Below are 18,928 nucleotides of genomic sequence, written 5' to 3' on the forward strand. Positions count from 1 at the left end.
AAATTATCATTATTTATTTTATTTAAGGAGTAAAATTTGCACCCAAATAAAAAAGCTTTTAAATTATCTTTATTTGCATTATTACTAATAACTAATTTAAATGCACAAGAATCAAATGAAGCCATCAATCTACAAAAAGTTGTTGTTAGTGCAACAGGTTTTGAGCAAGATGCGGACTCAAATTTACGCAATGTAATCAGCATAGAAGGTAAAGATCTGCAAAATAAAGGTTATGTTTCCTTAGAACAAGCCTTAGAAAGAATTTCAGGCATTAGTTTTGTAAATTTTGGACTTGGACGCAATATAGATATGCGTGGACAAGGAGATAAATCCAATATAGCTGTAAAAGTTATGATCGATGGGCGTGCTATTAATGTTCTTGATAATTCCCATGGTGTAACCCCGCTAGATAGTATCAATTTAGATAATGTAGAACGCATAGAAATCATACCTGGGGGTGGTTCTGTGCTTTATGGAAGTGGTACTAGAGGGGGCGTGATTAATATCATTACAAAAAAACAAAAATCAGATGCTTTTGCTATAAATTTAAAAAGCAGTGCTTATGATCATGGTGGAATAGGTGGAAATTTAGGTATCAATGGCGCCAAACAAATAAATGAAAATTTAGCTTTTAGCTTTGATATACAAAGTTTTAACCTTGATGGATATCAAGAAGGTTATAATGAAAAAGGTTATTTTATCAACACAAAAACCTATATTGATATCAATGATAATAGCGATTTAACTTTGGGGTATAATTATTTTAAAAGCAAAAATACCAGCAGTGGCTATCTAACAAAAGCACAAGCTCAAAGCGATCCAACTCAAAAAGGCAATAGTGACAATATCACACAAATCAATCGCCCTGAAATTTCTTTGGATTATCATTACTATTTTGATGATATATGGGAATTTAACCTAGAAGCTTTTTGGCAAAATCAAAAGATCAATTATCTAAAAGATGTTTCTACAATGAGCTACATGAATATGAGTCTTCCTGTATATCAAAATGGAAGTAGTTTTGAAGACACACTTACAGGGATAAGTTTAAAAAACAAGCTAAATTATGCAAATAATTCTTATTTTATTTTTGGTTATGAATTTGCAAACCATGATGCAAAAAGAACAAGTATTATTCATTATGATGTAAATAGTCCTAATTTTCAAATGAGTCACACCATGACAACGCTTATGGATATGGATAAACAAAGCCATTCTATTTTCGCTCTTGATTCTCATGAATTTAATGATATTTTTAGTATTTCAGGTGGAGCAAGATATGAATATAGTCTTTATGACACAAATAGAAATTACACTAGCAATATGATTATATCAAGCGTTCCTAGACCAAGCACTCCAGAGCTTTTTTCAACCGATGATACAAGTCATAACTTCGCCTTTGAAATCACTCCAAATTTTAAATACTCAGACACAGGAAAGCTTTATATCAAATACGAAAGAGGTTTTGTCTCTCCAAGTCCAGCACAATTTGTCAATAAGGATCAAAAAACTCAAAAGTATTATTCTGCAAATTTAAATCCTGAGATCTTTGATACTTTTGAACTAGGAATTGATGATTTTTGGTGGGATTTTTACGGCTTTAATCTAACTTTATTTTACACCCTAAGCAAAGATGAAATTTCTTATCTTGGAAACCCTCACGCAACAGGTGGAGGATTTTGGCAATATTATAATATAGATCAAACTCGCCGTTTAGGAGTAGAATTAAGTCTGAGTCAAAATTTTTTAGATGATGATTTAATCCTTAGAGAAAGTCTAACTTATCTTGATGCTAAAATTTCTAAAGGTGTTAATGACGGCATGAGAATTCCTTATGTTTCAAAAATCAAAGCCACAGCTGGGCTCGAATACGCTTGGAATAAAAATTTCTCAAATTTTATTGATTTAACCTATTTTTCTAGAGCAAAAGATGGTGGAACTATAGATGAAAATACAGGAAAAATGTCTAAAAATTCTTGGATAAGGGATTATTTTTTAACAGATATTGGTATGAAATATAATTATAAAAAATTACAAATTTTAGCAGGAATTCGCAATCTTTTCGATAAAAGATACTACACATACCAAGACAGTATAAATGATCAATACCTAGTTGGGAATGGCAGAAACTACTATGTTGAATTTAAATACGCATTCTAAAATTTTAGTGATTATAGGGCTTTTTGTAGCTTATATAATCGCTTCTTTTACAGCACTTTGCTTAGGAGATGAGAATTTAAACCCAAAAGAACTTTTTTCATATATCTTTAGCCAAGATGAAATTTTAAGACAAATCATCATAGATGGACGCTTGCCACGCATTATAATGGCGATTTTAATCGGTATGCTTTTAGCTAGTAGTGGGGCTATCACTCAAAATGTATTTTCAAATCCTATAGCCGATCCTTATATTATAGGTATAGCTTCTGCAGCAACCTTTGGATCGGTTTTGGCGTATTTGTTAAAATTGAATGATTATTATTATGGAATTTTAGGTTTTGTTTGCTCTGCCTTTTTTGCCCTAGGAGTTTTTAAAATTTCTTCTAAAGCTTCTATAGCAACTTTACTCATTATCGGCATAGCAGCTTCATCTTTTTTAGGAGCTTTTACTTCTTTTTTCACCTATCTTATAGGCGAGGATTCTTTTAAAATAGTCGCTTGGCTTATGGGAAATATAGGCAATGCTTCTTGGTTTCGTGTGGGAATTTTAATCTTGCCTTTAATTTTTTGTTTGTTTTATTTTTACGCTCATAAAAACGAATTAAACATACTTTTAAGCGGAGATGATGAAGCTAGAAATCTAGGGGTAAATGCTCAAAAATTAAAGATAAATTTACTCATTGTTTCATCCTTGGCTGTATCTTTTGCGGTTGCTTTTAGCGGACTTATAGGCTTTGTTGGGCTCATCATTCCTCATACCATAAGACTTTTGCTTAAAAATTATGATAATGCCTTAGTTATCCCTTTATGTACAGCATTTGGAGGATTATTTTTACTTATTTGTGATACTTTAGCAAGAACTCTTTTAGCCCCTGTGCAAATTCCGATTGGAATCCTAACTGCATTTTTTGGAGCTCCTATTTTTTTATACTTGGCTTTAAGCGCTAGGAGATTTTTATAATGCTAAAAATACAAAATTTAAGCTTTGCTTATCACCAAAAAGATTTACTAAAAAACATTCATTTAGAACTTAAAAATCAGGCTTTTATAGGAATTTTAGGGCCAAATGGCTCAGGTAAAAGCACTCTTTTAAAACTTATACTTAAAAATTTAAGTCCAAATAAAGGAGAGATAAGTCTTTTTAACACAAATATCAAAGATTTTTCTCTTAAAGAATTTGCCAAAATTTGCGGATTTGTGCCTCAAAAATCAGAATTAAACACCCCTTTAAAAGTCATCGATGTGCTTTTGATGAGCAAATATGCGAATTTAAAACACGCTTTTAGTTCTTATTCTAAAGAAGATATTTTAGAAATTAAAGAATTTGCTAAGGATTTAAGACTTGAAAATTTTCTAGAAAGAAGCATACTTTCTTTAAGTGGGGGTGAATTTCAAAGAATGCTTTTGGCAAGAGCTTTGCTTAAAAAGCCAAAAATTCTTTTTTTAGATGAACCCACTTCAGCCCTTGATTTAAACTATGCTATAGAGCTTTTAAGTCTTTGCGAAAAACTAGTTAAAGAAAAAAATATAGCCGTTGTTGCTATCTTGCATGATTTAAATTTAGCTTCTATGTTCTGCGATAAAATCCTTTTTTTAAAAGAAGGGGAGATAAGGTATTTTGGAACGAGCAAAGAGCTTTTTACTCAAGAAATTTTAAAAGAAATTTATGATTTAAACTGCGAGATTATTTATAAAAATTCTAAACCTTATATTTTAGCTTTAAAGGAGAAAAAATGAAAAAAATTTTAATTATTATGAGTTTGTTTTTAATCACACTAAATGCAAAAGAACGCCTTGTAGTACTTGATCCTGCAAGTATAGAAACCCTTTTTATGCTTAAGGCTGAAGATCAAATCGTAGGCATTGCCACTTTACAACACTCAAATATCTATCCTAAAGATCAAACCTCAAAACTTACAAGCGTAGGCACTTTTTCAAATCCTTCACTTGAAAAAATAGTAGCATTAAAACCAAGTTTGGTGATTTTAAGCTCTTATTCTTTAAATTTAGAAGAAGGACTTAAAAATTTTGGTATCAAAAGTATCAATTTAAAAGCCGAACGTTTAGAAGATATAACAAAAAATATCACAACCTTAGGCCAAATCACGAAAAAAGAAAAAGAAGCAGAGCTTTTAAAACAAGAATTTGCTCAAAATTTAAAAAAATTAAGCGATAAACCCTTAAATAAAAGTGCGATTTATCTTTATTCTAGCAACCCTTTAATGGCCTTTAATGATAATTCTTTAATAGCTGATATTTTAAGACTCATAGGGATTAAAAATTTAAGCCCACAAAGTCAAATTTCAAGACCTGTTATATCAGCAGAATATATACTGAAACAAAATCCAGACATACTCATTCTTGGAATGGATGCCAAAAATAATCTTTTGGATACAAATGCTTTATTGAAAAATACCAAAGCAGTTAAAACAGGAAGTATTTATTTTAACAAAGATACACATATATTATTACGCCTTAGTCCTAAGATAATAGATAGAATTCAAGAATTTAAAACAAAGCTAGAAAATAACAATTTTTAATCACCCAATCTTGCTTTAAAAAATTCGCAAGTTTGACAAAGTTTTTCTATGCGTTTATCTTCTTCAAAAGCTTTTTTCATCATCTTTATACGCGGTGATTTAAAAAGCTTATCAAAGTTATTTTCAAAAACATTTCCTAAGTTAATATCTGCTTTAGTATCCAAACAGCAAGGCACCAAACTTCCATCACTTAAAATCCCAATTTGCTCTTTTAAAGCATGACATTTTCCTTTTTTATAAAGGGGTTTGTCTTTTAAATTAGGCCATTTAAAAAGTTTATTTTGATGAAGCAAAATATGTCTTTGCAAGCGATTTTTACTTAAGTTTGTATCAATCTTAACTTCAAATTCTTTGGCTAAAAACTCATAAATTTTTAAATTTGACTTAGGTGCTTTAAAATTAGCATCTAAATTCCAAAGTCTTAGATTGATAAAAGAAAGGCTTTTTTGCTCTAAATGCTTTTTGCAAAGTTCTAAAATAGGCTTAAAATACTGTTCTAAAGAAATTTTGCTTTGACTTAAAAAAGATATTAAAGAAATATTGATTTGATGGATATTCTCATACCCTAACAATAAAGCTTGATTTTTAGAATTTAAATAAAAGCCACTTGTAGTGATTTCAAGTTTCATAGCTTCACCTTTTGCGATTTTTAGATAATTTTCCAAATTAGGTAAAAGCAAAGGATCGCCCAAAAGATGAAAGGTAAAAAGCTCAGCTTTATTAGAAATTTCATAAGCTAAGTTTTGAAATTTTTCTTCACTCATTACCCCGCGAATTCCTTTTTGAGAAGGACAAAAATCACATTTTAAACCACAAATATCGCTTAATTCTATATATATTTTTTTAAATTTCATTATATTTCCTAGAGTAAACATTTTACCAAAATTTATGAAATTTATTAAAATATGTAACATTTTTATCGATATTTTTATCTTTTTTATTTCTCTTCTTTATTTTTAAATATATTAAACAAAAATCACACTATACTTAAATAAAAATCTAAAATTAAGGAAGGGTTTATGCAAGAGCTTACTCGCACGAAAAAAATTCGCTCTATTATTGCTGCAAGTAGCGGAAATTTAGTAGAGTGGTTTGATTTTTATATCTATGCTTTTACAGCAACTTATTTTGCTCATACTTTTTCAACTTCAGATAATCCTGTTATCCAGCAAATCAATGCCTTTGGGGTTTTTGCAGCAGGATTTTTTATGCGTCCTATAGGCTCTTGGCTTTTTGGCTCTTTAGCTGATAAAGTAGGTCGTAAAAAATCTATGGTTATATCAGTGGTTTTAATGGCTTTAGGCTCTTTTATGATAGCAGCCTTACCAAGCAAAGATACAGTGGGCGATCTTGCTATTATCTTGCTTTTAATAGCAAGACTTATTCAAGGTCTTAGTGTAGGCGGGGAGTATGGCATAGCAGCTACTTATCTTTCAGAACTTGCTACGGAAGGAAAACGCGGTTTTTACTCATCTTTTCAGTATGTAACCCTAATAGGTGGTCAACTTTTGGCCGTTGCAAGCATTAGTATAATGTTTTTATTTTTTAGCATTGATGATATGAAAGATTATGCTTGGAGAATACTTTTTGTAATAGGCGGAATTTTAGCACTAGGCTCGCTTTTTGTAAGAAAAATGATGAATGAAAGTGCTACAAAACTTCACCAGCATGAAGATCGTGGTACTTTAAAGGCATTATGCAAATCTTGGAAACCTTTTTTAATGGTACTTGGGGTTACCTCTGGAGGTTCTTTAGCTTTTTACACCATTACAACTTATACTAAAACTTTTATGGAAAATACGGGTATGGATAAAATGCTTGTTAATAATCTTTTCTTAGGTGCTTTATTTATACTAATGATCATTCAACCTCTTTTTGGATATATAGGAGATAAAATAGGTCACAAACGATCTTTAATTGTATTTTGTATTTTGGCATTGGTAGGAATTTATCCTATTTTTTCACTTATAGCCAATAACGCACAAAATAATCCTTCTTTGACATTTATGTTGGTGGTATTATTGTTTGTTATTTTAAGTTTTTATACTTCAGTTGCTGGGATTTTTAAAGCAAAACTTTTTCCTGAACATGTAAGAGCTTTAGGGACAGGTTTAGGTTATGCTATTTCAAATGCTGTTTTTGGAGGATCTGCTCCTTGGGTTGCTTTACAATTTAAAAATGCAGGTATAGAAAATGGCTTTTTTATATATATAGCTATTTTTACAATCATCATGCTTATAGCTACTTTATGCTTGCCTAAAAAATCAGAGCTTAATTAATTTTAACGCTTTTAAAGAAAGTGCCGAAAGCGCGGTACTTTCTAACTCTTTTAAGGTTTTAAATTCATAATTTTTATTTTCATTGTTTAAAATTTGATGATAAACCTTGATATGAAGTTTATACTTAGTATAGCCGTGCTTAAACTCCCCTATAAAACTCATATCTTTAGAAAGTTTATACTCTCCTTCTTTAAAAAAAGGAAAATTATACATACCCTTATAAAGCTTATCTTGGCTTTTCTGTATCGCAAATTTTTTATTAAATTCAAACAAAAAAAGATTTAAATTTAAACTCTCATAAAGTATTTTTTTAACTCTTGGATAAAGCTCTGTATTAAATTTACCTTGACAAAAATCATACAAAGGACAAATTCCACACTTTGCATTTTTACTCACACAAACCAAAGCCCCTATATCAAGCAAAGCTTGGTTATGATCAAAGGCATGATTTAAATTTAAAAGCTCTTTAGCTCTTTTTTCAAGTTCTTTCATACTAGGATTTTCCAAAGTAAAAAGACGAGAAAGCACACGGCGTATATTACCATCAACAAAAGAAACCTTTTGATCATAACCAAAACAAGCTATAGCGCCTGCTGTATAAGCTCCTATACCGCTTAATTTTTTTAGATCCTCAACTTCTTTGGGTAATTTAGCCCCAAACTTATCCACACATTCTAAAGCTGCCTTTTTTAAATTTCTAGCACGAGTGTAGTAACCAAGCCCTTGCCAAGCCTTTAAAAGCTCATCTTCATTAGCATTAGCCAAACTTTCTAAAGTAGGAAATTTTTGCAAAAAGGGGAAATAAAACCTTTCTAAAACTGATTTAACTTGAGTTTGCTGAAGCATAATTTCGCTGATATAAACCCCATAGGCTCTATCAATATGCTTTAAACTTTCATCACAATTTTGACTTTGTAAATTACGCCAAGGTAGAGTTTTGCGTCCATTTTTTTCATACCAAAGAAGTAAATTTTCTTGTAGTTTTTCAAGCTCTTTTTTTTGCATAAATGAGAGTATAACAAAAAATTTTAAAATTTTTTGCTAAAATTAGCTCAAATTAAATTATTAAGGATATCCATGTTAGCTTTTTTTAAAGGTTTAGGTATAGGTTTTTTATGTTTATTACTTTTTGTTGCAGGAGTAGTTTTTAATGTAGAATTTTTAGGCAAAAAAGACTCTAATCATGATTTATATTTTTCAAGAAATATAGAAGTAAGCAATACACTAAAACCCGATATTTTATATACAAATATTAATTTTTGGGCAAATGAAAATTTAAGTTCAAAAATTACATTAGACAATAGTGAAAAAGCTGAAATCACAAATACTTTCAATCAAATTTTAGAACGCTCAAAAAAAGAAAATTTTTGTAGCGGAGGAAGTTTTTCTTTAGAACCTAATTTTTCCTATAAAGATGGTATACAAACTCCAAAAGGTCAAAGATTTGATGCGAATTTAGAATGCGAATTTAAAGAAAACCAACTTGCAGATTTTAACAATCTTTTAAATGACATCAATTCTATCATAGCTAAAAATAATTTCATCAGCGTTTCAACACCAGCCATACAAACAAAATTTTCAAAAGATACACTAAACAACAACAAAGAAAATCTCTACAAAGAGCTTTTAAAAACATCATACGAATATGAAAAAACTTACTCTTTAGATCTTAATAAAACTTGTGTATTGAAAAATTTACAAGTAAATGCCAATACCAATATCGCGCCTAGAATGCTAAATACAAAATCTGATAATATAGAACTTTCATCTCCAATTATCGGCGAAAAAGAACAAATTTTAAGTGCAAAAGCTTTATTTATTTGCAAATAACTTAAGGCAAAATAAACTCCTTTTAAGTTTATTTTGCTATACTTTTATCTTCAATTCTTTCAGAAATTTATGCGGGAATAGCTCAGGGGTAGAGCACAACCTTGCCAAGGTTGGGGTCGCGAGTTCGAATCTCGTTTCCCGCTCCATAATCACCCGCCCGGGTGGTGGAATTGGTAGACACAAGGGACTTAAAATCCCTCGGAATTTTTCTTCCGTGCCGGTTCAAGTCCGGCCTCGGGCACCACTTTTTCAACATTATCAGGGCGACATAGCCAAGCGGTAAGGCATGGGCCTGCAAAGCCTTGATCTCCGGTTCGAATCCGGATGTCGCCTCCAAAAGGCAAAACTTTACTTTATCGGGAGATGGCTGAGTGGTCGAAAGCGGCGGTCTTGAAAACCGTTGAGGGTCACACCTCCAGGGGTTCGAATCCCTTTCTCCCGGCCACCAAAACTTTCTAGTTTATCAAGCTTATGTCATTCCTGAAATTATAAAGGATACTACAGATGAAAAATAATTTCGGTCTTACTATTTTTGTTATATCCTAAAAAACTTAGAAAAACTATGGTTAATATAACTAAAAATAAGAAATACAAATGGAAAATTTAGAATTTATTATCTTAAAACAAAAATATAAAATTTTAAAAATATGTCAAATTTTAAAATACAAGGTAGCCAAATGAAAGAATTTTATATGAATTTAGCTTTAAATGAGGCTTGGAAATATCAGTTTTTAACCTATCCGAATCCGGCTGTAGGCTGTGTAATCTTAGATAAAAATGAAAAAATTTTAGCCATAAAAGCTCATGAAAAAGCTGGATTGGCTCATGCAGAACTTAATGCCATAGCTCATGCTTTTAAAAGTTTAAGACCTGAAATTTCATTGCCTAAAGAAGCAAACGCTTTACATGAGTTTATTTGCAAAAACCATCAAGGTGTATTTAAAGATAGCATAGCTTTTGTAACGCTTGAACCTTGCTCTCATCAAGGAAAAACGCCTCCTTGCGCAAAACTCTTTAGCGAGCTAGGTTTTAAAAAAATTTTCATCAGCGTTAAAGATGAAAATAAAATCGCAAGTGGTGGGACTGAGTTTTTAAAAAAACAAGGTGTAGAGGTTGAATTTGACATACTTAAAGAAGAAGGAAAAAAACTTTTAAAACCTTTTTTAAAATGGCAAAAAGGGCAATTTAAACTTTTTAAATTAGCCCTTTCTATGAACGGCTCACCTTTTGGTAAAATCGTAAGCAATGAGCTAAGTCGTACTTATGCACATAAAATTAGAGCGGTGATTGATTTACTTGTAGTCGGTGGAGAAACCATAAGAAAAGATCACCCTATACTAGATGCTAGGCTTTGCAAAGCAAAAGCGCCCAATCTTTGTATCTTAAGCCGTCAAAATATAGATAATTTTGATAAAAATATCCCTTTATTTAAAGTTCCAAATCGCCAAATTTATACCCAAATTCCAAGTGAAACTAAATTTTTAATGTATGAGGGTGGAGAAAATTTTCTCAAAACCTTTAAAGATGAAATAGATATGTTTTTGATTTTTCAAAGTTCAAGTTTAAATGATGAAAAAAATGTTACAATACCTTTAAATTTCAAGCCACTTTATAGGAATTTTTTAGGGAGTGATACTTATGGCATTTATGAACTTTAGTGGATTTTTTTATGCAAGAAATGATTTAAGATTATTTAAAATAGAAAAGAAAAATGAATTAAAATCCTTTTTTTACAAAGACTACACCTTATCAAGCTATAAAGATGCTTTAAATTTAAACAATGAAATCTTTTTTTATCAAAGTTTAAAAGAAGGCTTATTTAAAGAAAATGATGAAATTTTAGTTTCAAATTTGGGTAAAAAGATCATACTTTTTAGAAATTTCACTCAAAATTGCGATAATTTTAATGAAGCAAAATTAAAACAAATATTGCTTTTATTTTTTTTATTATTAGCGAGTGTATTTTTTGCAAGTTTGGCTATGATTAATGAATTTGGAGCCATAGATCTTGTTTTTTTAATGATTTGCTTATTGCTTTTAGTGATGGGAGTAATTAATCTTGGCTTGCTTTTTAAGCAAATTCGTATTCTTAAAAGTTTTTCCAAAGAAGAAATGAAAGAATTTTTAAGTCAAAGAATGAAAAAATACACTAAAGTGTAAAAACACTTTAGCATACTGTTTTTAAATTTGTAGCAAGACCACCTAAAGAAGTTTCTTTGTATTTATAATTCATATCTTTTCCTGTTTCATACATGGTTTCTATAACCTCATCAAGGCTTACCATAGGAGTAGATTTACGTGTCATTGCCATTCTAGCAGCACTTATAGCCTTAATAGCTCCAAAGGCATTTCTTTCTATGCAAGGAATTTGCACAAGCCCTGCAACTGGATCGCAAGTTAAACCTAGATGATGTTCCATTGCCATTTCAGCAGCATTGCATGCTTTAAAAGCATTAGCCCCTAAAACTGTTGCCATAGCCGCAGCTGCCATCGAACTAGCACTACCAATTTCTGCTTGACAGCCTGCTTCTGCTCCGCTAATACTTGCATTTTTCTTATAAAAAGAACCTATAAGCATTGCTGTTAATAAAAACTCTATAGCCTTTTCATCGCTAAAACCTATAGTATGATTTTTAAGATAAAGCATAACAGCAGGGATAACAGCACATGCTCCATTTGTTGGCGCGGTTACAACTTTTGCTCCGCTAGCATTTTCTTCAGCAATCGCAATAGCATATAAAGAAATAAAATCTATAATGCCCATAGGATCAGCTGTCATCGCCACTCTTTCTTTAAGTCCTTTAGCTCTACGCTTTAAATGAAGTTTTCCAGGCAAATAATCTTCATTTGGATGCGTACCATTATAATACACTTCTTGCATTACTTCCCAAATTTCAAGACAATAAGCACGAATTTCCTCTTTAGTGTGAAATTGCAATTCATAACGATAAGAAAGCTCTGCTAAATCCCAATCTCTTTTATCGCAAAGCTCTAAAGCTTCTTTTGCATTGTTAAGCTCTATATCTAGTTTTTTCTTTTTATTTTGGTTGGAATTTTTACCTTTTTTTTCTAATTGTGCAGCTGTTAAAACAAAGCCTCCACCTACAGAATAATAAGTTTCTTCATCAACTAACCCACCTTTACAATCATAAGCTTTAATCTTCATACCATTCTCATGTAAAGGTAAAAAATCTTTGGAAAATATCAAATCTTTTTCATAATTAAAACAAAGTTTTTTCTCACCACAAAAATCAATTTGAGCATTTTCAATAGCATTTTTATTTACTTCATCTTGTATTGCTGCGCTTAAATTTTTAGCTTCTAGGCCATTTAACCCCCAAATTACAGCCTTATCACTCAAGTGTCCTTTACCTGTTAATGACAAAGAACCATAAAGAATGACTTCAACTCTATCAATTTCATCAAGCTTTTTAGCAACTTTTTTACAAAATAAATTTCCAGCAAGCATAGGCCCTAAAGTATGAGAAGAAGAAGGACCGACACCTATTTTAAAAATGCTTAAATTACTCATTTTTTATCCTTAATTTATAAAAGATTGTGAATTGCAGCAGAAATTGCAACTATTCCCATTACCAAAATAAAAAGATCTAAAAATTTATTACGAAATCTTGCCAAAATATCAAAACGATAAATACAATAAAGCGGCATCAAGAAAAGCAAAATAGCCAAAACAGGACCACCAATAGCCTCAATAATTCCTATAACACTTGGATTTTTATACGCAACAAGCCAAGCGATAACAAAGGTAATGATCGCTGTTAAAGTTTGAGCGAATTTACCTTGAATTTTACCATTACTTGCTTTATATAAAATACCGTTTAAGCCTTCTTGAGAACCAAGATAATGTCCTAAGAAACTTTTACTAATGGCCACAAGTGCAACAATAGGCCCAACATAAGTCAGCAAAGAAACTTCAGGAAATTTATTTGCTATAAAGGTAAGAATATTGATATTTTGATCTTTTGCTGATGCAAAATCTTCTGGTGTAAAAGTTAAAGCGCAAGAAAAAACAAAAAACATTACAACAAAAACCATAAGAATAATTGCCAAAGAAATAATTTTTCTAGCGCGAGGTTCAGCATAATCACCATATTCTTTTTTACAATAACAAGCAAGTGAAGAAATAATAGGAGAGTGATTAAAACTAAATACCATCACAGGAATAACAAGCCATAAAGTAACCCAAAAATTACTTGTTGAAATTACGGAAAAATCAACATTTGTAAATAATGATGAATTCCATTGTGGAATTAAAAGCAATGAAAAAATAAATAAAAATATAATAAAAGGAAAAACAAGAAAACTCATTGCTTTTGTTACAACATTTTCACCAAGAATAGAAATCAAAACCAAAACTCCAACAATCAAAAAACTCACCCACCAACGAGCAGCATGAGTAAGATCTGCATTGAAATTAAACTGATTGATTAAGAACTCAAGCAAAGTTGTTGTAAGATTAGCACTATAAACCAATAAAATAGGTAAAATAGCAAAAAAATACAAAAGTGTAATTAAAAATCCACCGCCCTTGCCAAAATAACTTTCTGCAACAAAAGTAATATCATCTTTTGGATTAGAACTTGAAAGCACAAAGCGACATAAATTTCTATGAGCTAAGTAAGTCATAGGAAAAGCTAAAACAAGTATAACTAACAAAGGTATCAATCCACCAAGCCCAGCACTAATAGGTAACAAAAGTACACCGGCTCCAATAGCTGTTCCAAAAAGAGATAAAACCCACCTTGTATCGTGACTAGTCCATTTAGGAGTATTCATTATTCTTCCTTAAATTTAAGATTACATCTCTTTTATTTTAGCAAAATATTTATAAATAATTATTTTTTAAAAAAAATATTTTAAATCTTATGTAACATTTTGTAAATTTAATTTTATAAAAAAACAATCACTTGTATCAATAAAGTATTATTTTAAAACTAAATATATTTTGGGTTTTGCAATCAAAAAAGAAAAAATTTGGAAGACTATGCTTCCAAATTTTTGCATCAAATTTTCTAAGGGAGTTAAATTTTCAAAAATTAATCTAATTTTTGACCTAGGACATTTCCTTGCATATCCGTATAAACTTTCATGTTATTATTAAACTTAAATTTATAACCATTAATTTCTTTATCTATTTCAAGAATTTGAGCATTTGGTTGAGTTGCACTTACTTTTTTCATAACACTAGGTAAAATAGTATGTGGTAAAGCCTTGTATTTTCCATCAACTTCTTTCCAATCTCCATTGATCATAAAATCAATTTCAGTTCCATCATTTAAAATTACATCATAAGAATCTATATCTTTTTTCACCAAACCAATTTGAGCGGTTTTAAAATTTTTAGAAATAAATTCTTTGGCATTATTTGGAAGTTCGCTAGCAGGAACAACCATATCTTTAGCTAAAAGCACCGTAGCACCCAACAAAGCAAGTAAAGTTAATTTTGCTTTCATAATTTCTCCTTTTGTGTTTTGGTTGGCGAAAGTTTAACTCAAAACTGTGAAGTGAATGTGAAACTTAAAAAATAATTTTCAAGCTTTCGTTCTCAACACTTATACCTTGACTTTTTATAAATTTTATTTCTTTTCCATCTTCAAATTTTAAAATATCTTTATCTTTTAGATTAATATCATAAGTTAAAATATGTAAAACAATATCATAAATACAAAAGAAAAGTTCTTTTTCTTCTATGTTTAAATCACAAACTTCAAGTTCTAATTTATCAAAATTTCTAAGCCCATAAGTATAAGCATTGACTCCATTTTCACTAGGATAAACACTAACATATATCCAATTATATACCGGCAAGCGATTATCATCTAACATTTTTGCATTTTCTATATAAAAACTGGGCTCTAAAACAACTGCACCTGTATAAAAACCTAAAGCATGTTTATTATCCAAACATAAAGCTGCAATTTTCGTAAACATTTTAGCTTGTTCTAATTTGCTTTGATCTTGACTTAGCACCGCTATAAGAAGATGAGCTTTATGTTTTTTAGTTTGCTCTAAGGCATCTTTCCACATAAAATTAAAATTTGCATAGTATTCTGCTTCGTGATTAGGTATAGGATTTTTAATCAAATTTAGAGTAATCAACATATTTTCATGTGAAAAAATCACTCCCTCTTTGGTAAAATTTTCATCAGCTATTTTTATATTAAATTTATCTTCTAAAATGCTTTTTAACTCCGAAAAATTAAAATCAACTTCATCAAGAAGAACAAAAGAGGTAAAATTGTGATTTAAATCTATAGTCATATTAAACCCTATTAAATTTTTATAAATTATAACCTAATAAAAATAAAAACTATAAACAAGAATTTCTTAAAAATTATGATAATTGATATTAATTATAAATTTATTTTTTATATAGTATAATCTTTTAAAATTTATAAGTATATTTTTGGAGAAAAATGTGGAATTTCTAAAAGATTACATCGATTTAATTATCTTTTTAATTCTAGGAATTATGGCATTTATAGCTTTTTGGTGTGTTGTAGAAAGAATGCTATTTTTTAGAAAAATTAACTTTAAAAATTATGAGAATCAAGAGCAATTTGATGATGCGATTAGTGAAAATTTAACCACTATATATATCATCTATTCCAATGCCCCTTATATAGGACTTTTAGGCACTGTAATAGGCATCATGGTTACATTTTACGAAATGGGCTTGGTAGGCAATATAGATGTCAAATCTATAGTCGTGGGACTTTCTTTAGCTCTTAAGGCTACAGCTTTGGGACTTTTGGTTGCTATTCCTGCTTTAATGGCTTATAATGCCTTACTTAGAAAAGTTTCCCTCTTAAGCAATGCTTATAAGGCAAATAAAAATGCTTAAACTACCGAAAAATGAAGGTTTAAATATAGTTCCATTTATAGACATTATGCTTGTTTTGCTTGCTATAGTACTTAGTATTTCAACCTTTATTGCGCATGGAAAAATTCAAATCTCACTTCCTTCAAGTGAAAATGCTACCAATATAAGCAATAATGAAAAAAAACTTCTTATAACCATAGACGAAAAAAATACTTTTTATTTAAATGATAAATTAGCTGATTTAAATGAAGTTCAAAATGCTATTTTTTCACTTGATAAAAAAACCATAGTAGAACTAAAAAGCGATAAAAATGCTAAATTTGAAAGCTTTGTAAAAATTATAGATTTTTTAAAAGCCAAAGAACATGAAAATTTTCAAATTCTTACTGAGAAAAACAAATGAAAACTTTATTTTTAAATCATAAATACCAAGCTTCTTATATAACTTTTATAGTCTTTATACCTTTGCTTTTTGTCATTTTTCACTCAAATGACTTTTTTAAAATGGAAATTAAAAATGAAGATTCTTTTTCTTTAGCAATAAAACAATTTACCCAAACTAATCCAACAAATGAGACTAAACCAACAGAATCCATTATAGAACCTATCAAACCAAAACCTCAGCCAAAAGTTATTAAAAAAACTCCTGAAAAAATGCAAAAAAAGATAAAAAAAACACCTTCACATCCAATACCAAATAAAATCCCAATAGCACCAACTCAAGAAGTTAAAACTTTTACAAAAACAACTGATACAAATGTCAAACCTAAAATCACCCAATTAACACAAGGAAAAGATAATCACCCTGTATTAAAAGAAATCCAAAAAGCTATACAACAAGCACAATTTTATCCAAGGCAAGCAAAAAAAATGCGTATGCAAGGAACTGTAAAAGTAGAATTTTTATGGAAAGAAAATAAAACTTTAACAGATTTAAAAATCATAGAAAGCTCAGGATATGATTTGTTAGATAAAAGTGCTTTAGAAAGCATAAAAAAAGCTTCTTTAAATTTTCCACACTATAACGGGGATTTAAGAATTACACTACCTATTATATATGATTTTAAAATCTTAAGAGGGTAAAATTATAATTTGCTACACTCTCTTATCTACAATTTGTGTTTCTTGATTTTCAATTTTATTTTGAAAATCTTTACTTAAATTCTGACTTAATTCTTGCAAAGATTTTTGCTTCAGTTTTTCAAATTCTTCAGGATTGCTAGCCTCAAGCTTTGCCTGCTCATCAGCACTTAAAGCACTTAAACCTTTTTCTTGGGCTTTTTGAAGCAAATCTTCGTCTTCTTTTTCTTTGATATTATTTTCCTTGTCATCTTTTTTATTGATTTTTTGCGGATCTATGGTTTTCATAGCATTAGCTCCACCACCTGATGCTTCTTTAATGTCGCTTAAAATTTCTCTCATGCTAGGTTCTTTAACATCACTATCATCAACTTTACCATCTTTATTTACATCTTTATCAATAAAAAAATTTAATTTTTCTTCTATATTTGCATCATCAGATATTTTTTCATCGCTTGTTTTAAAGCCTAAATTTTGCATACTTTGTTGAAGGGTGCTTGTATTAAAATTTAATTTTACACTTTGTTGTTTATTATTTAAATTTGAATTTAAAGAACCAAAATTATCTTTTACACTTTCAAACCAATTTGAAATAAATTGGTTTGCTTCGCCATTAAGCCTTATACTACCATCATTTCTAGCAACATAATTCGTATAAGAACTGAAATTTTTTTGTAAACTACTATAATTTTCATTGCTTAAATTTAAAGCTATAAGTTCACCTTGCTTATTTTCAAAAACAACCTTAACACCATCGTTATTTAAACTCGAAAGATCTTGCACGGGAATTTTATCTTGATCTTCTTTTTTTAATACGCTAAGCTCTTTTTTATCAACATTATTAGTTAAAGAATGGGTTAAACTAGCAGAAGTATCGATTTTCATTATTTATCCTTTTTTACATTTTGCAAATAAACCTAAACGACACATTTTTCTCTCATGTGAATTTTTTAAAGAATTACACTTTTTAAGTTCTTGCTCGTAGTTGGCACAAGAATTTGCAAAAGCAAAAGAACTCAAAATGCTTAAAACCAAAATTATTTTTAACACTTTCCAATCCTTATTTTAAAGATTTTTTAGTTAAAATTATACCTTTTATAATCGACAAAATCTTAAAAAACTTTATAATCTCAGAAAGGAATCAATGAAAGCATTAGCTCTTTTTAGCGGTGGGCTTGATAGTATGCTTGCAATGAAACTCATCACTGCGCAAGGCATAGAAGTTAAAGCCCTAAATATCAACATAGGTTTTGGAAGCACAAGCGATAAAAGTGAAATCATGAAAAAGCGTGCAGCGATGGTAGGTGCAGATTTTGAAATGATAGATGTAAGAAATTCCTATCTTCAAGAAGTGCTTTTTAATCCACAATATGGTTATGGCAAACATTTTAATCCTTGCATAGATTGTCATGCTTTTATGTTTAAAACTGCTCTTGCTATGTTAAAAGAAGAAAATGCAAGTTTTATCATCACAGGAGAAGTTTTAGGACAACGCCCTATGAGTCAAAGAAGTGATGCGATGGCAAAAGTTAAAAAACTTGCTCTTGATGAAGAAGATTTAATCTTGCGTCCTATGTGTGCAAAAAACCTACCTCTAACCAAACCTGAAAGAGAAGGTTGGGTAGATAGAGAAAAACTCGAAGGTATTAGCGGAAGAAGTCGTAAAAGACAACTTGAACTTGCAGCTAAATTTGGATTAGAAGACTTTGAAAGCCCAGGTGGGGGTTGTTTGCTAACTCTTGATAGTTTTGCTAAAAAAATTCGAGATTTCATAGAATTTGACAAAGATATGCAGGTTAATGACGCACAACTTTTAAAATATGGTCGTCATTTAAGATTACCCAATGGAGCTAAAATGATCATAGGTAGAAATGAACTTGAAAATACTCTTTTAAAAGGTTTAAAAACTCCTAAATATGAAGTAATAGAACTTGGGGATTTAATCGGAGCTTACTCTTTGGTAGATGAAAAAATTTCAGAAAAAGACTTAGAACTTGCCTTAAAAATAGCCCTTACCTATACTAAACACGAAGCAGGAAAAAGCTATGAACTTAAATTTAAAAATCAAGCTTATACAAGTATAGCTTTTGAAAATAAGGCTGATATTAATCAATTTTTTATTAGTTAAAGTATAAAGTATTTAGCAAAACAAGCGATATAGTATTTGAATCTTTTCAAAATATTGCAATCAAGCC

Annotated in this window: 20 protein-coding genes and 4 tRNA genes; 16 read left to right on the top strand and 8 right to left on the bottom strand. The window is 29.9% G+C overall.

Annotated features, from left to right (window positions below; all coding sequences use genetic code 11):
- Positions 1-36: 36 nt before the first annotated feature.
- From AJ886_RS07410 to AJ886_RS07425, 4 genes are read left to right on the top strand one after another with little or no spacing between them, the layout of a single operon-like run.
- On the top strand, positions 37-2,160 hold the full coding sequence (locus tag AJ886_RS07410) for a TonB-dependent receptor (protein WP_070287476.1): 2,124 nt from the start codon (positions 37-39) through the stop codon (positions 2,158-2,160).
- On the top strand, positions 2,135-3,121 hold the full coding sequence (locus tag AJ886_RS07415) for a FecCD family ABC transporter permease (RefSeq protein WP_070287477.1): 987 nt from the start codon (positions 2,135-2,137) through the stop codon (positions 3,119-3,121). Before AJ886_RS07410 ends, AJ886_RS07415 begins: the two co-directional genes overlap by 26 nt.
- On the top strand, positions 3,121-3,897 hold the full coding sequence (locus AJ886_RS07420) for an ABC transporter ATP-binding protein (RefSeq protein WP_070287478.1): 777 nt from the start codon (positions 3,121-3,123) through the stop codon (positions 3,895-3,897). The genes AJ886_RS07415 and AJ886_RS07420 overlap by 1 nt, the downstream gene beginning before the upstream one ends.
- Positions 3,894-4,700, top strand: a complete 807-nt coding sequence (locus tag AJ886_RS07425) for an ABC transporter substrate-binding protein (RefSeq protein ID WP_070287479.1) — start codon at positions 3,894-3,896, stop codon at positions 4,698-4,700. Before AJ886_RS07420 ends, AJ886_RS07425 begins: the two co-directional genes overlap by 4 nt.
- Here AJ886_RS07425 and AJ886_RS07430 read toward each other — a convergent pair.
- Positions 4,697-5,554, bottom strand: coding sequence for a radical SAM/SPASM domain-containing protein (locus AJ886_RS07430; protein WP_070287480.1), 858 nt, complete (start codon positions 5,552-5,554; stop codon positions 4,697-4,699). The two genes, AJ886_RS07425 and AJ886_RS07430, sit on opposite strands and share 4 nt — an antisense overlap.
- Positions 5,555-5,719: 165 nt before the next feature.
- On the opposite strand from AJ886_RS07430, the gene AJ886_RS07435 reads away from it, so the two are divergent.
- A complete protein-coding gene (locus AJ886_RS07435) occupies positions 5,720-6,979 on the top strand; it encodes an MFS transporter (protein ID WP_002851199.1) in 1,260 nt (419 codons plus the stop codon).
- On the opposite strand, the gene mutY is transcribed toward AJ886_RS07435, so the two are convergent.
- Positions 6,965-7,984 (bottom strand): A/G-specific adenine glycosylase, encoded by a 1,020-nt coding sequence (mutY, locus tag AJ886_RS07440; RefSeq protein ID WP_070287481.1) that lies wholly within the window; start codon positions 7,982-7,984, stop codon positions 6,965-6,967. The two genes, AJ886_RS07435 and mutY, sit on opposite strands and share 15 nt — an antisense overlap.
- 72 nt (positions 7,985-8,056) lie before the next feature.
- On the opposite strand from mutY, the gene AJ886_RS07445 reads away from it, so the two are divergent.
- The 7 genes from AJ886_RS07445 (at position 8,057) to AJ886_RS07475 (ending at position 10,969) form a co-directional block, all read left to right on the top strand.
- Positions 8,057-8,809, top strand: coding sequence for a hypothetical protein (locus tag AJ886_RS07445; RefSeq protein ID WP_070287482.1), 753 nt, complete (start codon positions 8,057-8,059; stop codon positions 8,807-8,809).
- A gap of 71 nt (positions 8,810-8,880) precedes the next feature.
- A tRNA-Gly gene (locus AJ886_RS07450) sits at positions 8,881-8,955 on the top strand.
- Between the two features lie 9 nt (positions 8,956-8,964).
- Positions 8,965-9,053, top strand: a tRNA-Leu gene (locus AJ886_RS07455).
- A gap of 18 nt (positions 9,054-9,071) precedes the next feature.
- Positions 9,072-9,145, top strand: a tRNA-Cys gene (locus AJ886_RS07460).
- Positions 9,146-9,166: 21 nt separating this feature from the next.
- Positions 9,167-9,254, top strand: a tRNA-Ser gene (locus tag AJ886_RS07465).
- 202 nt (positions 9,255-9,456) lie between these two features.
- The gene (gene ribD, locus AJ886_RS07470; protein ID WP_083267254.1) at positions 9,457-10,467 is read left to right on the top strand and encodes a bifunctional diaminohydroxyphosphoribosylaminopyrimidine deaminase/5-amino-6-(5-phosphoribosylamino)uracil reductase RibD; all 1,011 of its coding nucleotides are present in this window, start codon (positions 9,457-9,459) and stop codon (positions 10,465-10,467) included.
- Positions 10,448-10,969 (top strand): hypothetical protein, encoded by a 522-nt coding sequence (locus tag AJ886_RS07475; RefSeq protein ID WP_002862267.1) that lies wholly within the window; start codon positions 10,448-10,450, stop codon positions 10,967-10,969. The genes ribD and AJ886_RS07475 overlap by 20 nt, the downstream gene beginning before the upstream one ends.
- 7 nt (positions 10,970-10,976) lie before the next feature.
- On the opposite strand, the gene AJ886_RS07480 is transcribed toward AJ886_RS07475, so the two are convergent.
- From AJ886_RS07480 to AJ886_RS07495, 4 genes are all read right to left on the bottom strand, one after another.
- The gene (locus AJ886_RS07480) at positions 10,977-12,341 is read right to left on the bottom strand and encodes an L-serine ammonia-lyase (protein WP_070287484.1); all 1,365 of its coding nucleotides are present in this window, start codon (positions 12,339-12,341) and stop codon (positions 10,977-10,979) included.
- A gap of 14 nt (positions 12,342-12,355) precedes the next feature.
- The gene (locus AJ886_RS07485; protein ID WP_002862268.1) at positions 12,356-13,606 is read right to left on the bottom strand and encodes an aromatic amino acid transport family protein; all 1,251 of its coding nucleotides are present in this window, start codon (positions 13,604-13,606) and stop codon (positions 12,356-12,358) included.
- A 260-nt stretch (positions 13,607-13,866) separates the two neighbouring features.
- Entirely contained in the window at positions 13,867-14,283 is a 417-nt protein-coding gene (locus AJ886_RS07490; protein ID WP_002856602.1) for a PepSY-like domain-containing protein, read from the bottom strand.
- A 64-nt stretch (positions 14,284-14,347) separates the two neighbouring features.
- Positions 14,348-15,091, bottom strand: a complete 744-nt coding sequence (locus tag AJ886_RS07495) for a DUF4261 domain-containing protein (RefSeq protein WP_044306321.1) — start codon at positions 15,089-15,091, stop codon at positions 14,348-14,350.
- 157 nt (positions 15,092-15,248) lie between these two features.
- Here AJ886_RS07495 and exbB point away from each other — a divergent pair, with 157 nt between their 5' ends.
- The 3 genes from exbB to AJ886_RS07510 are packed head-to-tail and all read left to right on the top strand — an operon-like array spanning position 15,249 to position 16,736.
- Entirely contained in the window at positions 15,249-15,674 is a 426-nt protein-coding gene (exbB, locus tag AJ886_RS07500) for a TonB-system energizer ExbB (protein ID WP_002870206.1), read from the top strand.
- Positions 15,667-16,056 carry a TonB system transport protein ExbD gene (gene exbD / locus AJ886_RS07505; protein ID WP_002851470.1) on the top strand — a complete coding sequence of 130 codons (390 nt, stop codon included), beginning with the start codon at positions 15,667-15,669 and terminating at the stop codon, positions 16,054-16,056. The genes exbB and exbD overlap by 8 nt, the downstream gene beginning before the upstream one ends.
- Positions 16,053-16,736 carry an energy transducer TonB gene (locus AJ886_RS07510; protein ID WP_002862271.1) on the top strand — a complete coding sequence of 228 codons (684 nt, stop codon included), beginning with the start codon at positions 16,053-16,055 and terminating at the stop codon, positions 16,734-16,736. The genes exbD and AJ886_RS07510 overlap by 4 nt, the downstream gene beginning before the upstream one ends.
- Positions 16,737-16,748: 12 nt before the next feature.
- Here AJ886_RS07510 and AJ886_RS07515 read toward each other — a convergent pair whose 3' ends face one another.
- Together AJ886_RS07515 and AJ886_RS07520 are read right to left on the bottom strand one after the other, a co-directional pair.
- A complete protein-coding gene (locus AJ886_RS07515) occupies positions 16,749-17,618 on the bottom strand; it encodes a hypothetical protein (protein WP_070233516.1) in 870 nt (289 codons plus the stop codon).
- A gap of 3 nt (positions 17,619-17,621) precedes the next feature.
- A complete protein-coding gene (locus AJ886_RS07520) occupies positions 17,622-17,783 on the bottom strand; it encodes a hypothetical protein (RefSeq protein ID WP_002778908.1) in 162 nt (53 codons plus the stop codon).
- A gap of 94 nt (positions 17,784-17,877) precedes the next feature.
- Between AJ886_RS07520 and AJ886_RS07525 the strand changes: the two genes are divergently transcribed.
- Positions 17,878-18,861 (top strand): MnmA/TRMU family protein, encoded by a 984-nt coding sequence (locus tag AJ886_RS07525; RefSeq protein WP_002871881.1) that lies wholly within the window; start codon positions 17,878-17,880, stop codon positions 18,859-18,861.
- Positions 18,862-18,928: the final 67 nt, after the last annotated feature.

Origin of the sequence: Campylobacter sp. BCW_6465 (assembly GCF_001762815.1) — a bacterium.
Classification (GTDB): domain Bacteria; phylum Campylobacterota; class Campylobacteria; order Campylobacterales; family Campylobacteraceae; genus Campylobacter_D; species Campylobacter_D jejuni.